This window comes from Caulobacter sp. CCUG 60055, assembly GCF_022750545.1.
Taxonomy (GTDB): Bacteria; Pseudomonadota; Alphaproteobacteria; order Caulobacterales; family Caulobacteraceae; genus PUIC01.
In genome coordinates this window covers 160,989-174,405 of record NZ_PUIC01000010.1, presented here as the reverse complement: position 1 = coordinate 174,405, position 13,417 = coordinate 160,989, and the positions used below count along the sequence as shown (strand labels likewise).

Below are 13,417 nucleotides of genomic sequence, written 5' to 3'. Positions count from 1 at the left end.
TGGCCAATAGATGCTGATGCACTTACCACGGAGCCACCTAACACGACCGTTCCGGGACCTATCGCTGCGCTCGATGAAACGACTGCTCGTGGGTGGATTATGGAAGGGAACAGACAATTTCGCGCCTCCGAAAAGCGCGTGACTATCCGCTCCCTTAAACAATTATCCCCAACGGCAACCACAACGGCGGCATCGCTGAACCTTCCGTCCAGAACCGCCCGCTCATCCACGACTGGCTTACCGAACAGTTCCAGTCCCGGAGCGGGCTCACGGTCTACGAAGGCTAAAACCTCGTACCCCGCGAGTATCGCCGCATCGGCTACGCAACGCCCGTAACCGCCCGCCCCTACCACCAGAATAGGTGCGCCCATCTACGGCTTCCCACTTTCAGATGTTTGCGTAACGGCTATTAAGCAGCATGCGGTAGCCGCGAAGTAGTTCCTGAATGCCGCGATCAAGCGACCAATCCGGCATCCAACCCGTTCTCTCAAGCTTTTCGTTGGAAACGATGTAATCCCGCTTATCGGGATCTTCCCCGATGGGAGCCTCCAAGAACACGAACTGCGGCACGTGTTCTTGGATCTTAGCGCACAATTCTAACTTGGAAAGATTAGCCGTCGACAAGCCCACATTGTAGGCATTTCCGGTCATTGCGCCATAATTGACTACCGCATGCATGAAAGCTTTTGCGACGTCACGGATATGAATGTAGTTTCGCTTGAAATGCCCTTCAAAGATTACGACAGCACGATCCGTGACAGCGCGCCAGGTAAAGTCGTTCACCAACAGATCAATACGCATCCGGGGCGACAGTCCAAAAACGGTCGCAAGGCGAAGGGTTACGCCATTGCCGCTGTCCAAAATCGCGGCCTCTGCCTCCACCTTGGATGTACCATATAAAGAGATGGGATTCAGCGGCGTTTCTTCGGTACAGAACTGCCCCGCTTGGCCAATCCCGTAGCCCGAGTTCGTCGTTGGATAAATAATCTTCTGGTCTGAACTGATAGCTTCGACAATCTTTCGAACCGCATCTGAGTTGGTCGTTTGAGCGTTCAACGGATCTTGGTTGCATAACGGCGCGCCGACAAGCGCAGCGAGCGGTATTACAATATCGGCCTTCGATAGCAGCCCCCTTACGAGAACCTCGTCACGCGTATCACCCTTTATCGGGTTGAAATTCGGGTTCGCGCAGCAAGCCGCCAGAACCGTGTCGCCTCGGGGATACAAATCCAACGCATCCACCGCGTAACCGGCGTTCAACAGTTCGGGTATAAGTACAGAACCAATATACCCGGCAGCACCGGTTATAAGAATGCGTTGCGACATCACAAATGGTCTCTCTAGAGTTAGTGTTCAAACCTGGGCTGATTTTTCGAGGTAGACCTCGACAACGTCATCTGGAGTGCCGTCAGCCACGATGCGCCCGCCGAGCACCCAGATAGCGCGAGTGCAAACCGTCTTGATGGTATTCATGTCATGACTGACAAGAACGAGTATCTTGGCGCTCTCCACTAGGGAGCGCATCCTCGCGCTCGCCTTCGCTTGGAATGCCGCATCTCCGGCCCCGAGCATTTCATCCAGAAGCAAAACATCACCCTGGAGATAAGTCGAAATGGCGAATGCGAGCCGCACGGCCATCCCGCTTGAATAAGTTCTGATTGGGAGATCAATAAAGGTCCCAATGTTAGCGAATTCGACGATCTCAGCTTCACGGCTGGCGATCTGGCTAGGGCTCATACCCATTGTCAGACCTCGGTACAGGATATTTTCCCGACCAGTCGACTCAGGCTCAAAGCCCAGCCCAATGTCGAATATTCCCTGAACTCGTCCGTGAATTTCTATCGAACCACCAGTTATGGGATAAATTCCGGCTATTGCACGCAGCAACGTCGATTTTCCCGAACCGTTACTGCCAATGATCCCCAACCGCTCGCCGTAGCCCACACTCAAGGAAACATTATTAAGCGCCCGAACAGTATCCGGCGCACGGACAGCGTCCCGCGCGCCGCCGAATAACGAGAATAGGCCAGACTTTATGCTGCCGCGGGCAACAGGCCCCAATGGATAATCGAGGACGACACCTTGAAGTGAGATGCTGCAATCGTGCGGACGCATTGCATCACTTTCCCGAAATTTCGCCATGTATCGCCTTAGCTGGCTGAACTAGAAGTAATGTATCAGGTTTCGGCTTTCAATTTTCAGCCATATCAACGCAACCGCCCACATCACAACCGTGTAGGCCGCCACCAAACCAACATCATGAAGGCTCGGCGCATGATGGTACATCAGAGGGTCACGAAATATATCAAGCAACGACGCGAAAGGGTTGAGGTCCGTGAACCACTTTATGCTTGGCCGCTCGTAAACGTCCCGCATTACAAGAGCAGGACTTAAATACCACAACATCAAAATTACGATCGAAATACCATGTTGATAGTCTCGAAACTTCAAATTTGCGATCGCACTAAAAGTCGCGCACGGAACACAGAAGAGTACTGTCAACAGAAGAACAAAGGGCCACCAAAGCCAAGTCCAACCAAAAGCTTGCGGTGTTAAAACCAGCGTCACTCCAAGCGCAGCGATCGAGCCGAAAACGAAGTTAACCGCCATAGACGCTACGGTCCGGATCGGGAACAGCAAGTAAGGAATACGGGCTTGGCGCAGGTATCCCTCACCAACCACTAAGGCCGACGCGCCCTGATTGAACGCGCCCCCAAGCATGTCCCACATAACCACACCGGTGAGAACATAGACTATGTACGTCGTAAACGGCTGGTGGAAAATATTGATCGCTACCCAGGTAAAAACGGAAGCGAATAGGATAGGCCACAACAACGCCCAAAGTATGCCAAGGCGAGATCGCCTATAGCGCGCCCTCAAATCGGCGCCTACAAGATGAAATAGAAGGTGCCGGTGCCGAAGCCAATTGAAGGCGTCCAGCCAACCCCCAGAAGCCGTAGGCCCATAATTCTTGTAAACACCAACTTTCACCATCGAAAATGCTCTTTATCCAGCAAGAACTTCGCGAAACACCGCAGCAATTACACTAACGACGCCCGGGGTCACTTTATTCGAAGTCGGTAGATTTATGCCAGTTTTCGACAACTCGTAACTGACCGGGCATGGCCGGGCGTACTTTCGATATGCGGGCATAGCGGACAGACCATTAAAGAACGGCCTGATATCGATCGCCTTATCCTTACAAGCGCCTATCAGCGCCGAACGCTTCTCAGCGGGAACCGTAACACATGCAAACCAAGTCACCGGCTCGCATTTCGAGGGCAAAGCGGGCGGGAGTCTAACACCAAGAATTCCAGCAAAAGCCTCTTCGTAAAGAGCCATCACCGAGGAACGGTCATTCAGAAAGGTATGGATACGCTCCAACTGAGCACACCCAATCGCAGCCTGCATATTCGTCATGCGGAAATTGAAGCCAGCCTCCTCATGCCAATACCGCCGGTCGGGGCGCATGCCATGATCGCGCAGCATTCTCAGCCGCTCTGCAAACTCCGGGCTGTTTGTAAGACAAATCCCACCTTCACCTGTTGTCATTATCTTGTTGGCGAAGAAAGAAAAACTCGCAACGTCCGAGTATTTTCCAACCTTTTTTCCATCATACTGCGCCCCGTGAGCTTCGGCGCAGTCTTCGATTATGTATACGCCGTGACGCCGCGCGACTGCGGCAATCTCGGACATTGGCGCAGGACGGCCAAAGACGTGAACCGGAATAACAGCGCGAGTCTTGGACGTTATCGCTTGCTCAAACCCTTCGGCAGACATGCACCAAGTGGTTGGATCAACGTCTATAATTACGGGTGTAGCCCCAACATGTATGACAGTATTAATTGTCGCAGCAAATGTCAGATCGGGAACAATCACTTCATCGCCCGGACCGATGCCCAACGCGGCGAGCGCCAAGTGCAAAGATACAGTCCCATTCGAAACAGCGACCCCTTCCGCCATCCCATTCCACGCTGCGAAGTGTCGTTCGAATTCCCTGATGTAGTCTCCGGTTGACGATATCCAGGTGGACAGAAAGGCGTCCATCAGGTTGCGAAACTCAGCGCCGGACAGATCAGGCTCCGCCACCGGTAGGAAGTTGCCCAACGGGTTAGCCTGCATGCCGATCAAACGGCCGTCAATATCAACACTTGCAATTGGACCGCGGTCGCTGAACTGCCCGTTTGCGCGCACCCGCGCCGGCCTGTGCATGATGTCGGCGGCTCGCAACGGTTGGAGATAAGCGCCCGACTTAACAGCGTCACGAATGGCGCTCATGGGGATCTCTCCTACGAGCACGCCGCCGTCGTCAACCACCCAGCAAAGACCAATGCCGCCAGCGAGAATACGCTCCGCCGCGGCGAACAAGCCGTCCTCAGGCTTGCATTGCGGGACTGCACTAAGAGCAAAGCTTGCCAACTGCAATACATTTGCGCCGTCCATCTAGATCTCCGCTCGCACAAACGTTGAATTACAGCGCTCGCATATGAACTTGGCTCTTTAAAACTGGAGCACTCAATACCTAGCACTCGAAGACCCCATCGATGCTCGCCAATTGGCGCGGCGCGACGGACGAGTGCGAGCGCGGTCTACAGGATGCCCTACCACCACGCAACCCGCCGCCGTAGTCATGCCGAGCTCTCAGTTGCCATCATCGAGACGCCGCTGCCGCACGATAGATTGGCACCCTATTGTAGTTGGATGTCAGCTCCGGCCGGTGCAACACAACCGCACTGCCGGCTCGATCAAACCTTATCGGCACGTGAGCCGTAAGCTTTCCGGGTTGGAACTCAAAAGCGCGCATCGCCGTAGCTACAGCCGACTGCCGCTCGGGAGGGACGAAGAAGAGCAGGAATCCCCCCCCTCCAGCCCCCAGCAGTTTACCGCCTATCGCGCCTGCCCCCAATGCGCGGCTATATGCCTGATCGATGGGGCCATTGGAAACACCGGCCGCCAAGCTGCGCTTCGCTTGCCAAGCATCGTCCAGAAGCTTACCGAACTCGGACATGGAAGCGCTTTCATCCTCAAGGATTCTGCGACCATCCGCGACCATACTATACACCTTCTCCATCTGCTCCTTCTTCATAGAGAAGTTTTCGACTTTATTTTTTTCGATAGATCCAGCGTCTCTCGTGAACCCAGTGAAGAACAGCATAAGATGATCTTCTAACATCTGCATTCTAGGTTCGGAAATTTGAACTCGATTAACTAGTAAGCTTCCGTCCCGGCCAAAATCGATCTGATTTAACCCGCCGAACGCCACGGCTGTTTGATCTTGGCTGCCGACTGGCTCGCCAAGCAAGTCTTGCTCAACCCGGATAGCTTCCCGAGCCAGTCGCATCTTCGACGTGTCCTGATCACTGTTGTGCCAGAGCGCATGCAACGCCGCTACAGTAAAGGCCGAGGATGAACCGAGCCCCGATCGGGCTGGGAGATCTGCGTTGTACGCGATCTCATACCCACTATCGCCATCATCGGTGTAATGGCGCAGAACCTCACGAATAACGGGATGCTCAATCTCATCTATCGTCTTAGTTTGCTCAACCTGACGCCACACAACACGATAACAAAAATCGAACACTGGCGGCATATGCCTCAGCGTTATATACACATACTTATCAATAGTTGTGGATAGAACGGCCCCCCGCCCATAATTCTTGAACCACCCAGGATGATCAGTACCACCACCGAAAAACGAAACTCGGAGCGGCGTTCGAACGATAATCACTGCCTCCACCTCTGGGTTACGTGCTAATTGATCCGGACATTATACACAACGGTGCAGAGCAAAAAGTATTCAAACACGCAGGCTGCAGCCTGCCGGCAGAATCATTCATTCAACCTGAGATTGAAAAAATGTGTCGAAACATCAGCGCTGGAATTCATTTCATTTTGAGCCGATTGACGGCGAAGCGAGCTTCCCCGCGCCTCGCGCCGACATCCTTTACCAAGTAGCGCTAACCGAGACCAAACAAGCTAATCACTTTCGCCCCGACCATGGGCCAGAACTAAAACTGCAGATGCCAAGCGGATTCGTTCGACTTAAATCTAAATAAACGGCTTCCGCATTAAGCCTGCGGCCCGTCAAGGCGATCGGAAACTCCATTTGCCCATCAACCTTGCTCGACCACAAGACTTGTCCGCCATGGACGTGGGGACATGGGCGGAGATTCAGGCCGCCGACCCCATGCTCGGCAGCCCGTTCCTGTCGCCACAATGGGCGCGGGCGGTTGACCGCGCGCAGAATCGCAACCGGGACAACGTGCGCATCGCGGTCCTGCATGAGAATGGCGCGCTCAAGGGGTTCTTCCCCGTCAGGGTTTCGGCGTTCACGGCCATGCCCGCAGGCTCGCCCATGTGCGACTACCAAGGTCTCGTCGCCGAGCCCGGCGTCCAGGTCAGTTCGAACCAGTTGCTGCAGGCCCTCGGCGTCGACCGGCTGGACTTCACGCACATGCTCCAGGATCAATCGACGTTCTCGGCGCATATGCGCGGCTCGGCGCCATCCTATGTCATCCGGCTGTCAAACGGCTATGAAGCCTATCAGGTCGAGAAGCGCGCGGCCGGATCGGGCGTCCTGAAGGATCTGGATAAGCGCAGGCGGAAGGTGGAGCGCGAAGTCGGACCCGTCACATTCACCGCCTGGTCGCGATCGGCCGCCGATTTCGAAAAGCTGGTCGCCTGGAAGCGCGCGCAATATCGCGCCACCGGTCAAACCGACATCTTCGCCACGGGCTGGCCCAGGCGGTTGTTGCAAGACATGTTCGAAAGCCGCGACCCCGACTTCGGCGGCGTCTTCTTCACCCTGCACATCGGCGATCAGCTGGCCGCGGCGCATCTGCACCTTCGCGGCAAGCGCACCGTCCATGCCTGGATCATCGCCCACGATCCGGCCTTCGAACGCTATTCCCCCGGCCTGCTGCTCTTCCAGGACGTCATGCGCTGGATGGACGACACGCCCTATGACACGCTCGATCTCGGCGCGGGGGACTATCGCTTCAAGCAACAGCTCGCCAACGATCATCGCATGGTGGCCCATGGCTTCATCGGCAGGCCGAGCGCGTCCAGCCTCGTGCGTCAAGCCGCCTACAGCATACGCGACACGGCCGAACGGCTGCCGTTGGGCCGGTTTTCGGCGCTGCCCGGCAAGGCGATGCGGCGGTACGACATCATTCGCGCCTTGCGTTGATTCCGGGGTCGGACGGGGCTGCTCGGGCCTTTGCTTCGCGGCCGCCTTGCGGTTAGTTTGCCCGCGCTCTTCCCCGACCGGTTCTTCCCCGCATGACCTTGACCTTCGACGCCATCAGGGCCGCCGCCGAGCGGCTGGCCGGCCATATCGAGCGCACGCCCTGCCGCTATTCGCGCACGCTGTCGCAGATCACCGGGGCGGAGGTGTGGCTCAAGTTCGAGAACCTGCAGTTCACCGCCGCCTATAAGGAGCGCGGCGCGCTGAACAAGCTGCTGCTGCTGTCCGAGGACGAGCGCCGGCGCGGCGTCATCGCCGCCTCGGCCGGCAACCATGCGCAGGGGCTGGCCTATCACGCCGCGCGCCTGGGCGTGCCGGCCACCATCGTCATGCCGCGCGGCACGCCGTTCGTGAAGGTCGAGCACACCCGCGACCACGGCGCCGACGTCGTCATCGACGGCGACACCTATGACGACGCCTACGCCCACGCCTTGCGGCTGTGCGAGGCGCAGGGCCTGACCTTCGTCCACGCCTTCAACGACCTCGACATCATGGCCGGCCAGGGCACGGTGGCGCTGGAGATGTTCGAGGACGTGCCCGACCTCGAGATCCTGCCCGTGCCGGTAGGCGGCGGCGGCCTGATCTCGGGCGTGGCCACCGCCGCCAAGACCTTGAACCCCCAGGTCCGCATCTTCGGCGTCGAGCCGGCCATGTACCCCTCGTTCACCGCCCGCATGCGCGGCATGCCCGCCCAATGCGGCGGCCAGACCATCGCCGAGGGCGTCGCCGTCAAGCAGGTCGGCGACCTGACCTATGCGGTCATGCGCCCCCTGGTCGAGGACGTGCTGCTGATCGAGGAGCCCTATTTCGAGCGCGGGGTCGCCTTGTTGTGCAACGTCGAGAAGACCGTGGCCGAAGGCGCCGGGGCGGGGGCACTGGCCGCCCTGCTCGCCTATCCCGAACGCTTCCGCGGCAAGAAGTGCGGCCTGATCATCACCGGCGGCAACATCGACACGCGCCTGCTGGCCTCGGTGCTGACCCGCGAACTGGTCCGCGCCCAACGGCTGGTGTCGCTGCGCATCATCGGCGACGATCGCCCGGGCCTGCTGGCCACCGTGTCGGACACCATCGGCAAGCTGGGCGGCAACATCATCGAGGTGGCCCACAACCGCCTGGCCCTCGACGTGCCGGCCAAGGGCGCGGAGTTCGACGTGATGATCGAGACCCGCGACGCCCAGCACACCCAGGAAATCATGGACGCCCTGCGCGAGCGGGGCTATCCGCCGCGCGCGGTCTAGGAGCCCCTCATGCGCCCTCTGTTCCTCGCCCTCGCCCTCTGCGCGGGACTGGCCGCCTGCGGCTCGCCCAAGCAGACCGCCGACAACCTGCCGGCGGCGGGCGCCTATATGGCCCAGAACGCCAAGCAGCGGGGCGTGGTCGTCCTGCCCTCCGGCCTGCAGTACAAGGTGGAGCGCTCCGGCCCCGCCGCCGGCCCGCACCCGCGCCTCTCCGACGAGGTCAAGGTCCACTACGAGGGCAAGCTGGTCACGGGCGAGGTGTTCGATTCGTCGTACCAGCGCGGGACGCCGGCGGCCTTCCCCCTGGAAGGGCTGATCCCCGGCTGGGTCGAGGCGTTGCAGCTGATGCGCCCGGGCGACCAGTGGACGCTCTATGTCCCGCCCGCGCTCGGCTACGGCGACCAGGGCGGCGGACCCATCCCGCCCAACAGCGTGCTGATCTTCAAGATCGAGCTGATCGACGTCTTCCAGCACCCCGCCGCGCCGGGAGCCTAGGCCGTTGTCCCACCCCGCCGGCGACGCGCCGCCGCCCTCGCGCCTGGTCGGGGTCGAGACGATCTTTTCGGGCTGGACGACGCTGCAGAGGATCAGGATGCGCGTCGCCAGCGGCGACGTGGTCGAACGCCTGGTCGAGGACCATGGGGCGGCGGCCTGCGTGCTGCCCTACGATCCGGCGCGGCGTACGGCGCTGGTGGTGCGCCTGCCGCGTCCGCCGCTGGTGCTGACAGGCGAACCCGAGCCGCGACTGGTCGAGGCGATCGCCGGCCTGATCGACCCCGGCGAATCCGCCGAAATCGCCGCCCGCCGCGAGGCGCTGGAGGAGGCCGGCGTCCAGTTGGACAGCCTCGAGCCCGTGGGAACGTTCTGGACCATGCCCGGCGTCTCGACAGAACGGATGAGCGCCTACCTGGCGGCCTGCACGCCCGCCGACCGCCGGGGCCCCGGGGGCGGCGTCGCCGGCGAGCACGAGGACATCGAGGTGATCGAGGCCCGGCTGTCCGACCTCTGGGCCGACCTCGAAGCCGGACGGCTGGCCGACATGAAGCTGGCCTTGCTGTTGCAGGCCCTGCGCCTGCGCCGTCCCGCCCTGTTCGACTGACGCCTCAGTCGGTGAACACCACCGTCTTCTTGCCGTTGAGCAGGACGCGGTCGTCCAGCCACCAGCGCACGGCCCGCGCCAGGACGCGCCGCTCGATGTCGCGTCCCTTGCGGATCAGGTCGTCGGGGGTGTCGCGATGGCTGATGCGCTCGACGTCCTGTTCGATGATCGGCCCCTCGTCGAGGTCGCCGGTCACATAGTGGGCCGTGGCGCCGATGGTCTTCACGCCCCGGGCGTGCGCCTGGTGGTACGGCCGCGCGCCCTTGAAGCCGGGCAGGAAGGAATGGTGGATGTTGATGCAACGGCCGGCCAGCTTGGCGGCCAGCCCGTCCGACAGCACCTGCATGTAGCGGGCGAGGATCACCAGCTCGGCCCCGGTCTCCTGGACCAGCGCCCACAGCGCCGCCTCCTGTTCCAGCTTGGTCTCGCGGCTGACCGGCAGGTGGTGCAGGACAAGACCGCCGAGATCGACATGGGCGTAGGTTTCGGCGGCGTGGTTCGAGACCACGGCGACGATGTCCATCGGCAGCTCGCCGATCCGCCAGCGATAGACGAGGTCGGCCAGGCAATGGTCGAACTTGGAGGCCAGGATCAGCACCTTGCGCCGCGCCGCGCGCGGGCGGATCGTCCAGTCCATGCCGTAGTCGGCGGCCAGCGCCGCGAACGCCTCGCGCAGCGCCTCCAGCCCGGCGCCGTCGGGGGCGAACACCACGCGCATGAAGAAGCGGTCGGTCTCCTCGTCGTCGTATTGCTGGGCGTCGAGGATGTTGCAGCCGCGCTCGAACAGGAAGGTCGAGACGCGGGCGACGATGCCGGGCTTGTCCGGGCAGGAAAGGGTGAGGATCATCGAGATGGCCGACATGGCCGTCCTCCTAGCCCGAAAGACGGCCGGGCTGAACGGGATTCTCGCGCCACGCGCCTAGCTCGCGGCGGCCGTCGCCGCGCACGCGCTCGACCCTGCCACGAGGCTGTGGCACTAGGCGCGGATGAAGGTTCAACCCGTGATCCTGTGCGGCGGCGGCGGCGTGCGGCTCTGGCCGGCGTCGCGGCCCGACAAGCCCAAGCCGTTCCTGAGCATCCTGGGCGACCGCTCGCTCTACCAGCAGACCCTGTTGCGGCTCGACCTGATCGCCGACGCCCTGCCGCCGATCGTGGTCACCGGCCAGGCGATGCTGGCCGAGACTCAAGCCCAGGCCGCCGCCCTCGGGCGCACGGCCCGCTTCGTCGTCGAACCTGAAGGCCGCGATTCCGGGCCGGCGATCGCGGCGGCGGCGGCGCTGATCGCCGCCGAAACGCCGGACGCCGTCGCCCTGATGATGGCCAGCGACCACCACATCGCCGGCGACGCGGACTTTTCCGGGGCCGTGGCCGCGGCGGTCCAGGCGGCTGGCGACGACGACCTGATCGTCACCTTCGGCGTGCGCCCCACCGGACCGGCCACCGCCTATGGCTACATCCGCCCCGCCGAGCCCCTGGCAGCCGGCGTGCGGCGGGTCTCGGCCTTTGTCGAGAAACCCGATCTCGATCGCGCCCGGGCCTATGTCGCCGAAGGCCTGTTGTGGAACAGCGGCAATCTGGCCTTCCGCGCCGAGGTGCTGCTCGCCGAACTGGAACGCTTCGATCCGGCCATGGCCGCCGCGGCGCGGGCGGCCATGGCCGGCGCCGCGCGGACGGGCGACCTCGTCCTGCTGGATCGCCAGGCGTTCGCCGCCGCGCCCCGGCGCTCGATCGACTATGCGCTGATGGAGAAGACCCAGAAGGCCGCCGTGGTCGAATCTCGCTTCGAATGGTCCGACCTCGGCGCCTGGGACGCCATCTGGGCGGCCGCCGCCAAGGACGCCGACGGCAACGTGCTCGCCGGCCCGGTCGCCACGCGCGACGCCCGCGGCCTGCTGGTCCGCTCCGACGGCCCGGCCGTGGCGGTGGCCGGCGTCAGCGACCTGGTCATCGTCGCCGAGGCCGGTGGTCTGCTGATCTGTCCGCGCGACCAGGCCCAGCAGGTGCGCGGCCTGGTCGACGCGCTGGGCGCGGCCGCTGGCGGCCGTGTCGACGCGCCGGTCTTTTCGGAGGCCGGGACCGAGGTGCGCCTGTGGCGGCTGCGCCCTGGGATCGACGCCGAACTGCCGGCGGGGATCGTCCAGCTCCTGTCGGGCGCCGTCGACGGCCTGGCGTTCGACGGCGAAGGCTTCGCCCGGCTGGATCGCGCGACAACGGTCCACGCGCCCGGCGGCGCGGCGGTCATCACCACCAGCCGCACCGCCCCCGGCGCCGCCTAGACGGCCGGAACGGCCATGCCGCGCTGCACGGCCGGCCGCTCGCCCAGGGTCGCCAGCCAACGCTCCACCGCCGGCAGGTCGCCCCAGATCTCCGGCGCGGCCTTGCGCAACAGGGTCGAGGCGCCCAGCGTCCAGGCGTAGCTGGCGATGTCGGCGATGGTGTAGTCCTCGCCGCCCAGATAGGGCGAGGCCGCGAGCCGGGTCTCCATCACGCCCAGCAGACGGCGGGCCTCGTCGCTGAACCGGCCGATCGCCAGCGGCAGCTTCTCCGGCGCCCGGCCGGCGAAATAGCCGAGCTGACCCAGCATCGGCCCCAGGCCGCCCACCTGCCAGAACAGCCATTCCAGCGTCCGCCAGCGGGCCGGGCCCGACGGGGCCAGGAAACGGCCGGTCTTGTCGGCGAGATAGGTCAGGATGGCGCCGCTCTCGAACAGCGACAGCGGGCCGCCCTCGGCGTCATGGTCGACAATGGCGGGGATCTTGTTGTTAGGCGCGATCGCCAGGAAGGCCGGGTCGAACTGCTCGTCCTTGCCGATGTTCACCGGCCTGACCTCGTAGGGCAGGCCCAGCTCCTCCAGCAGGATCGAGATCTTGCGGCCGTTGGGCGTGCTCCAGGTGTAGAGGGTGATCATCGTCGGCTCCGTTTCATCCTTCGAGGAACAGATAGTGTTGCAGTTGCGGTTGGCCAGGGGCCGGGAGATCGCCGCCCGCCGTTGACGATGACGCACACGCCGGGATACTCAGCCACGCGCTCTACGGGATGCATCGGCGACACCGCCGGAAGGGCTTGGCCCGCCCGCTGAATTCCAGCCGGAGCGTGCATCATGACGACGATCGAGACCTATCGGAAGCGAGCCAAGCTGCTGATGCGCTGGCGTCGCGAGCGCAACCATTCCGTGGGCGGCAAGGTCCGCCTGCTGCCGCGCTTTCACCACCTGAGCGATATCGAGGCGCTGGAACAGCCGATGCCGCTCGCCGTCGCCCAGGAGATCGTCGCGGTCGAGGCGGGATACGCGGACTGGTCGGAGCTGAAGCGGGCGCTCGAGACCGCGCCCGCCGCCCGGCCCGCGCCGCCGCCTTCCTTGCCTCGCCTGCTCAACGCCACGCCGATCCTTTTCGTCCGCGACGTCGCCGCGGCGGCCCGGTTCTATGGCGAGCGCCTGGGCTTCGACATCGACTTCCTCCATGGCCGTCCGCCCTTCTACGGCTCAGTGTCCCGCGACGGCGCCTGCCTGCACCTGAGACTGGTCGGCGCGCCCAATTTCGCCGATCTCGCCCAGCGGGAGACCTCGCTGATCCTGGCGACCGTCGCGGTCTCCAACGTCAAGGCCCTGTTCGCCGAGATCGAGGGACGCGGGGCGGCGTTCGCCCAGCGGCTCGTCCAGCAGGCCTGGGGCGGTCTCGACTTCCAGATCCGCGATCCCGACGGGAACGTCATCTCGTTCGTCCAGTACAGGACCGCCGAGCCGGACGCGCCGGACGCCAAGGACGCCGGCGCTCCATAGCGCCTCGCCGAGGATGCGCCGTCGCCATTGGGTTGATCGCCTGGCCGGGCTAA

General features: G+C 62.7%; 13 protein-coding genes. 6 read left to right on the top strand and 7 right to left on the bottom strand.

The annotated features are described in order from the left end of the window. Positions 1–387: 387 nt before the first annotated feature. The 5 genes from C5708_RS15230 to C5708_RS15210 form a co-directional block, all read right to left on the bottom strand. Positions 388–1,326 carry an NAD(P)-dependent oxidoreductase gene (locus C5708_RS15230; protein WP_242922449.1) on the bottom strand — a complete coding sequence of 313 codons (939 nt, stop codon included), beginning with the start codon at positions 1,324–1,326 and terminating at the stop codon, positions 388–390. A gap of 27 nt (positions 1,327–1,353) precedes the next feature. Then, positions 1,354–2,142, bottom strand: coding sequence for an ABC transporter ATP-binding protein (locus tag C5708_RS15225; protein WP_242922447.1), 789 nt, complete (start codon positions 2,140–2,142; stop codon positions 1,354–1,356). Between the two features lie 21 nt (positions 2,143–2,163). Then, positions 2,164–2,994 (bottom strand): ABC transporter permease, encoded by an 831-nt coding sequence (locus C5708_RS15220; RefSeq protein WP_242922445.1) that lies wholly within the window; start codon positions 2,992–2,994, stop codon positions 2,164–2,166. A 12-nt stretch (positions 2,995–3,006) separates the two neighbouring features. Continuing rightward, entirely contained in the window at positions 3,007–4,443 is a 1,437-nt protein-coding gene (locus C5708_RS15215; RefSeq protein WP_242922444.1) for an aminotransferase class I/II-fold pyridoxal phosphate-dependent enzyme, read from the bottom strand. Positions 4,444–4,651: 208 nt separating this feature from the next. Beyond that, positions 4,652–5,590, bottom strand: a complete 939-nt coding sequence (locus tag C5708_RS15210; protein WP_242922443.1) for a kinase — start codon at positions 5,588–5,590, stop codon at positions 4,652–4,654. Between the two features lie 516 nt (positions 5,591–6,106). Here C5708_RS15210 and C5708_RS15205 point away from each other — a divergent pair. The 4 genes from C5708_RS15205 to C5708_RS15190 all read left to right on the top strand — a co-directional run bounded on the left by C5708_RS15205 (position 6,107) and on the right by C5708_RS15190 (position 9,583). Continuing rightward, positions 6,107–7,189 (top strand): GNAT family N-acetyltransferase, encoded by a 1,083-nt coding sequence (locus tag C5708_RS15205; RefSeq protein ID WP_242922442.1) that lies wholly within the window; start codon positions 6,107–6,109, stop codon positions 7,187–7,189. A gap of 92 nt (positions 7,190–7,281) precedes the next feature. Next, positions 7,282–8,484 (top strand): threonine ammonia-lyase, encoded by a 1,203-nt coding sequence (locus tag C5708_RS15200; protein WP_242922441.1) that lies wholly within the window; start codon positions 7,282–7,284, stop codon positions 8,482–8,484. A 9-nt stretch (positions 8,485–8,493) separates the two neighbouring features. Continuing rightward, positions 8,494–8,979, top strand: coding sequence for an FKBP-type peptidyl-prolyl cis-trans isomerase (locus C5708_RS15195; RefSeq protein ID WP_242922440.1), 486 nt, complete (start codon positions 8,494–8,496; stop codon positions 8,977–8,979). Between the two features lie 4 nt (positions 8,980–8,983). Next, on the top strand, positions 8,984–9,583 hold the full coding sequence (locus tag C5708_RS15190; protein WP_242922439.1) for an NUDIX hydrolase: 600 nt from the start codon (positions 8,984–8,986) through the stop codon (positions 9,581–9,583). A 4-nt stretch (positions 9,584–9,587) separates the two neighbouring features. Here the strand turns inward: C5708_RS15190 and purU are convergent, their stop codons facing one another. Then, complete coding sequence (purU, locus tag C5708_RS15185) at positions 9,588–10,430, bottom strand: formyltetrahydrofolate deformylase (protein ID WP_242922506.1); 843 nt, start codon at positions 10,428–10,430, stop codon at positions 9,588–9,590. 139 nt (positions 10,431–10,569) lie between these two features. On the opposite strand from purU, the gene C5708_RS15180 reads away from it, so the two are divergent. Continuing rightward, positions 10,570–11,859 carry a sugar phosphate nucleotidyltransferase gene (locus C5708_RS15180; RefSeq protein WP_242922438.1) on the top strand — a complete coding sequence of 430 codons (1,290 nt, stop codon included), beginning with the start codon at positions 10,570–10,572 and terminating at the stop codon, positions 11,857–11,859. On the opposite strand, the gene C5708_RS15175 is transcribed toward C5708_RS15180, so the two are convergent. Continuing rightward, positions 11,856–12,491, bottom strand: a complete 636-nt coding sequence (locus C5708_RS15175) for a glutathione S-transferase N-terminal domain-containing protein (protein WP_242922437.1) — start codon at positions 12,489–12,491, stop codon at positions 11,856–11,858. The genes C5708_RS15180 and C5708_RS15175 overlap by 4 nt on opposite strands. A gap of 192 nt (positions 12,492–12,683) precedes the next feature. Here C5708_RS15175 and C5708_RS15170 point away from each other — a divergent pair, with 192 nt between their 5' ends. Next, the gene (locus tag C5708_RS15170) at positions 12,684–13,364 is read left to right on the top strand and encodes a glyoxalase superfamily protein (RefSeq protein ID WP_242922435.1); all 681 of its coding nucleotides are present in this window, start codon (positions 12,684–12,686) and stop codon (positions 13,362–13,364) included. The last annotated feature ends 53 nt before the right edge of the window (positions 13,365–13,417 follow it).

Excerpts from the sequence above, each read along its gene's own strand:
- C5708_RS15215 (WP_242922444.1), bottom strand. The coding sequence starts at position 4,443 with ATGGACGGCGCAAATGTATTGCAGTTGGCAAGCTTTGCTCTTAGTGCA.
- C5708_RS15210 (WP_242922443.1), bottom strand. The coding sequence starts at position 5,590 with ATGCCGCCAGTGTTCGATTTTTGTTATCGTGTTGTGTGGCGTCAGGTT.
- C5708_RS15180 (WP_242922438.1), top strand. The coding sequence starts at position 10,570 with ATGAAGGTTCAACCCGTGATCCTGTGCGGCGGCGGCGGCGTGCGGCTC.
- C5708_RS15195 (WP_242922440.1), top strand. The coding sequence starts at position 8,494 with ATGCGCCCTCTGTTCCTCGCCCTCGCCCTCTGCGCGGGACTGGCCGCC.
- C5708_RS15175 (WP_242922437.1), bottom strand. The coding sequence starts at position 12,491 with ATGATCACCCTCTACACCTGGAGCACGCCCAACGGCCGCAAGATCTCG.
- C5708_RS15170 (WP_242922435.1), top strand. The coding sequence starts at position 12,684 with ATGACGACGATCGAGACCTATCGGAAGCGAGCCAAGCTGCTGATGCGC.
- C5708_RS15200 (WP_242922441.1), top strand. The coding sequence starts at position 7,282 with ATGACCTTGACCTTCGACGCCATCAGGGCCGCCGCCGAGCGGCTGGCC.
- C5708_RS15225 (WP_242922447.1), bottom strand. The coding sequence starts at position 2,142 with ATGGCGAAATTTCGGGAAAGTGATGCAATGCGTCCGCACGATTGCAGC.
- C5708_RS15230 (WP_242922449.1), bottom strand. The coding sequence starts at position 1,326 with ATGTCGCAACGCATTCTTATAACCGGTGCTGCCGGGTATATTGGTTCT.
- purU (WP_242922506.1), bottom strand. The coding sequence starts at position 10,430 with ATGATCCTCACCCTTTCCTGCCCGGACAAGCCCGGCATCGTCGCCCGC.
- C5708_RS15220 (WP_242922445.1), bottom strand. The coding sequence starts at position 2,994 with ATGGTGAAAGTTGGTGTTTACAAGAATTATGGGCCTACGGCTTCTGGG.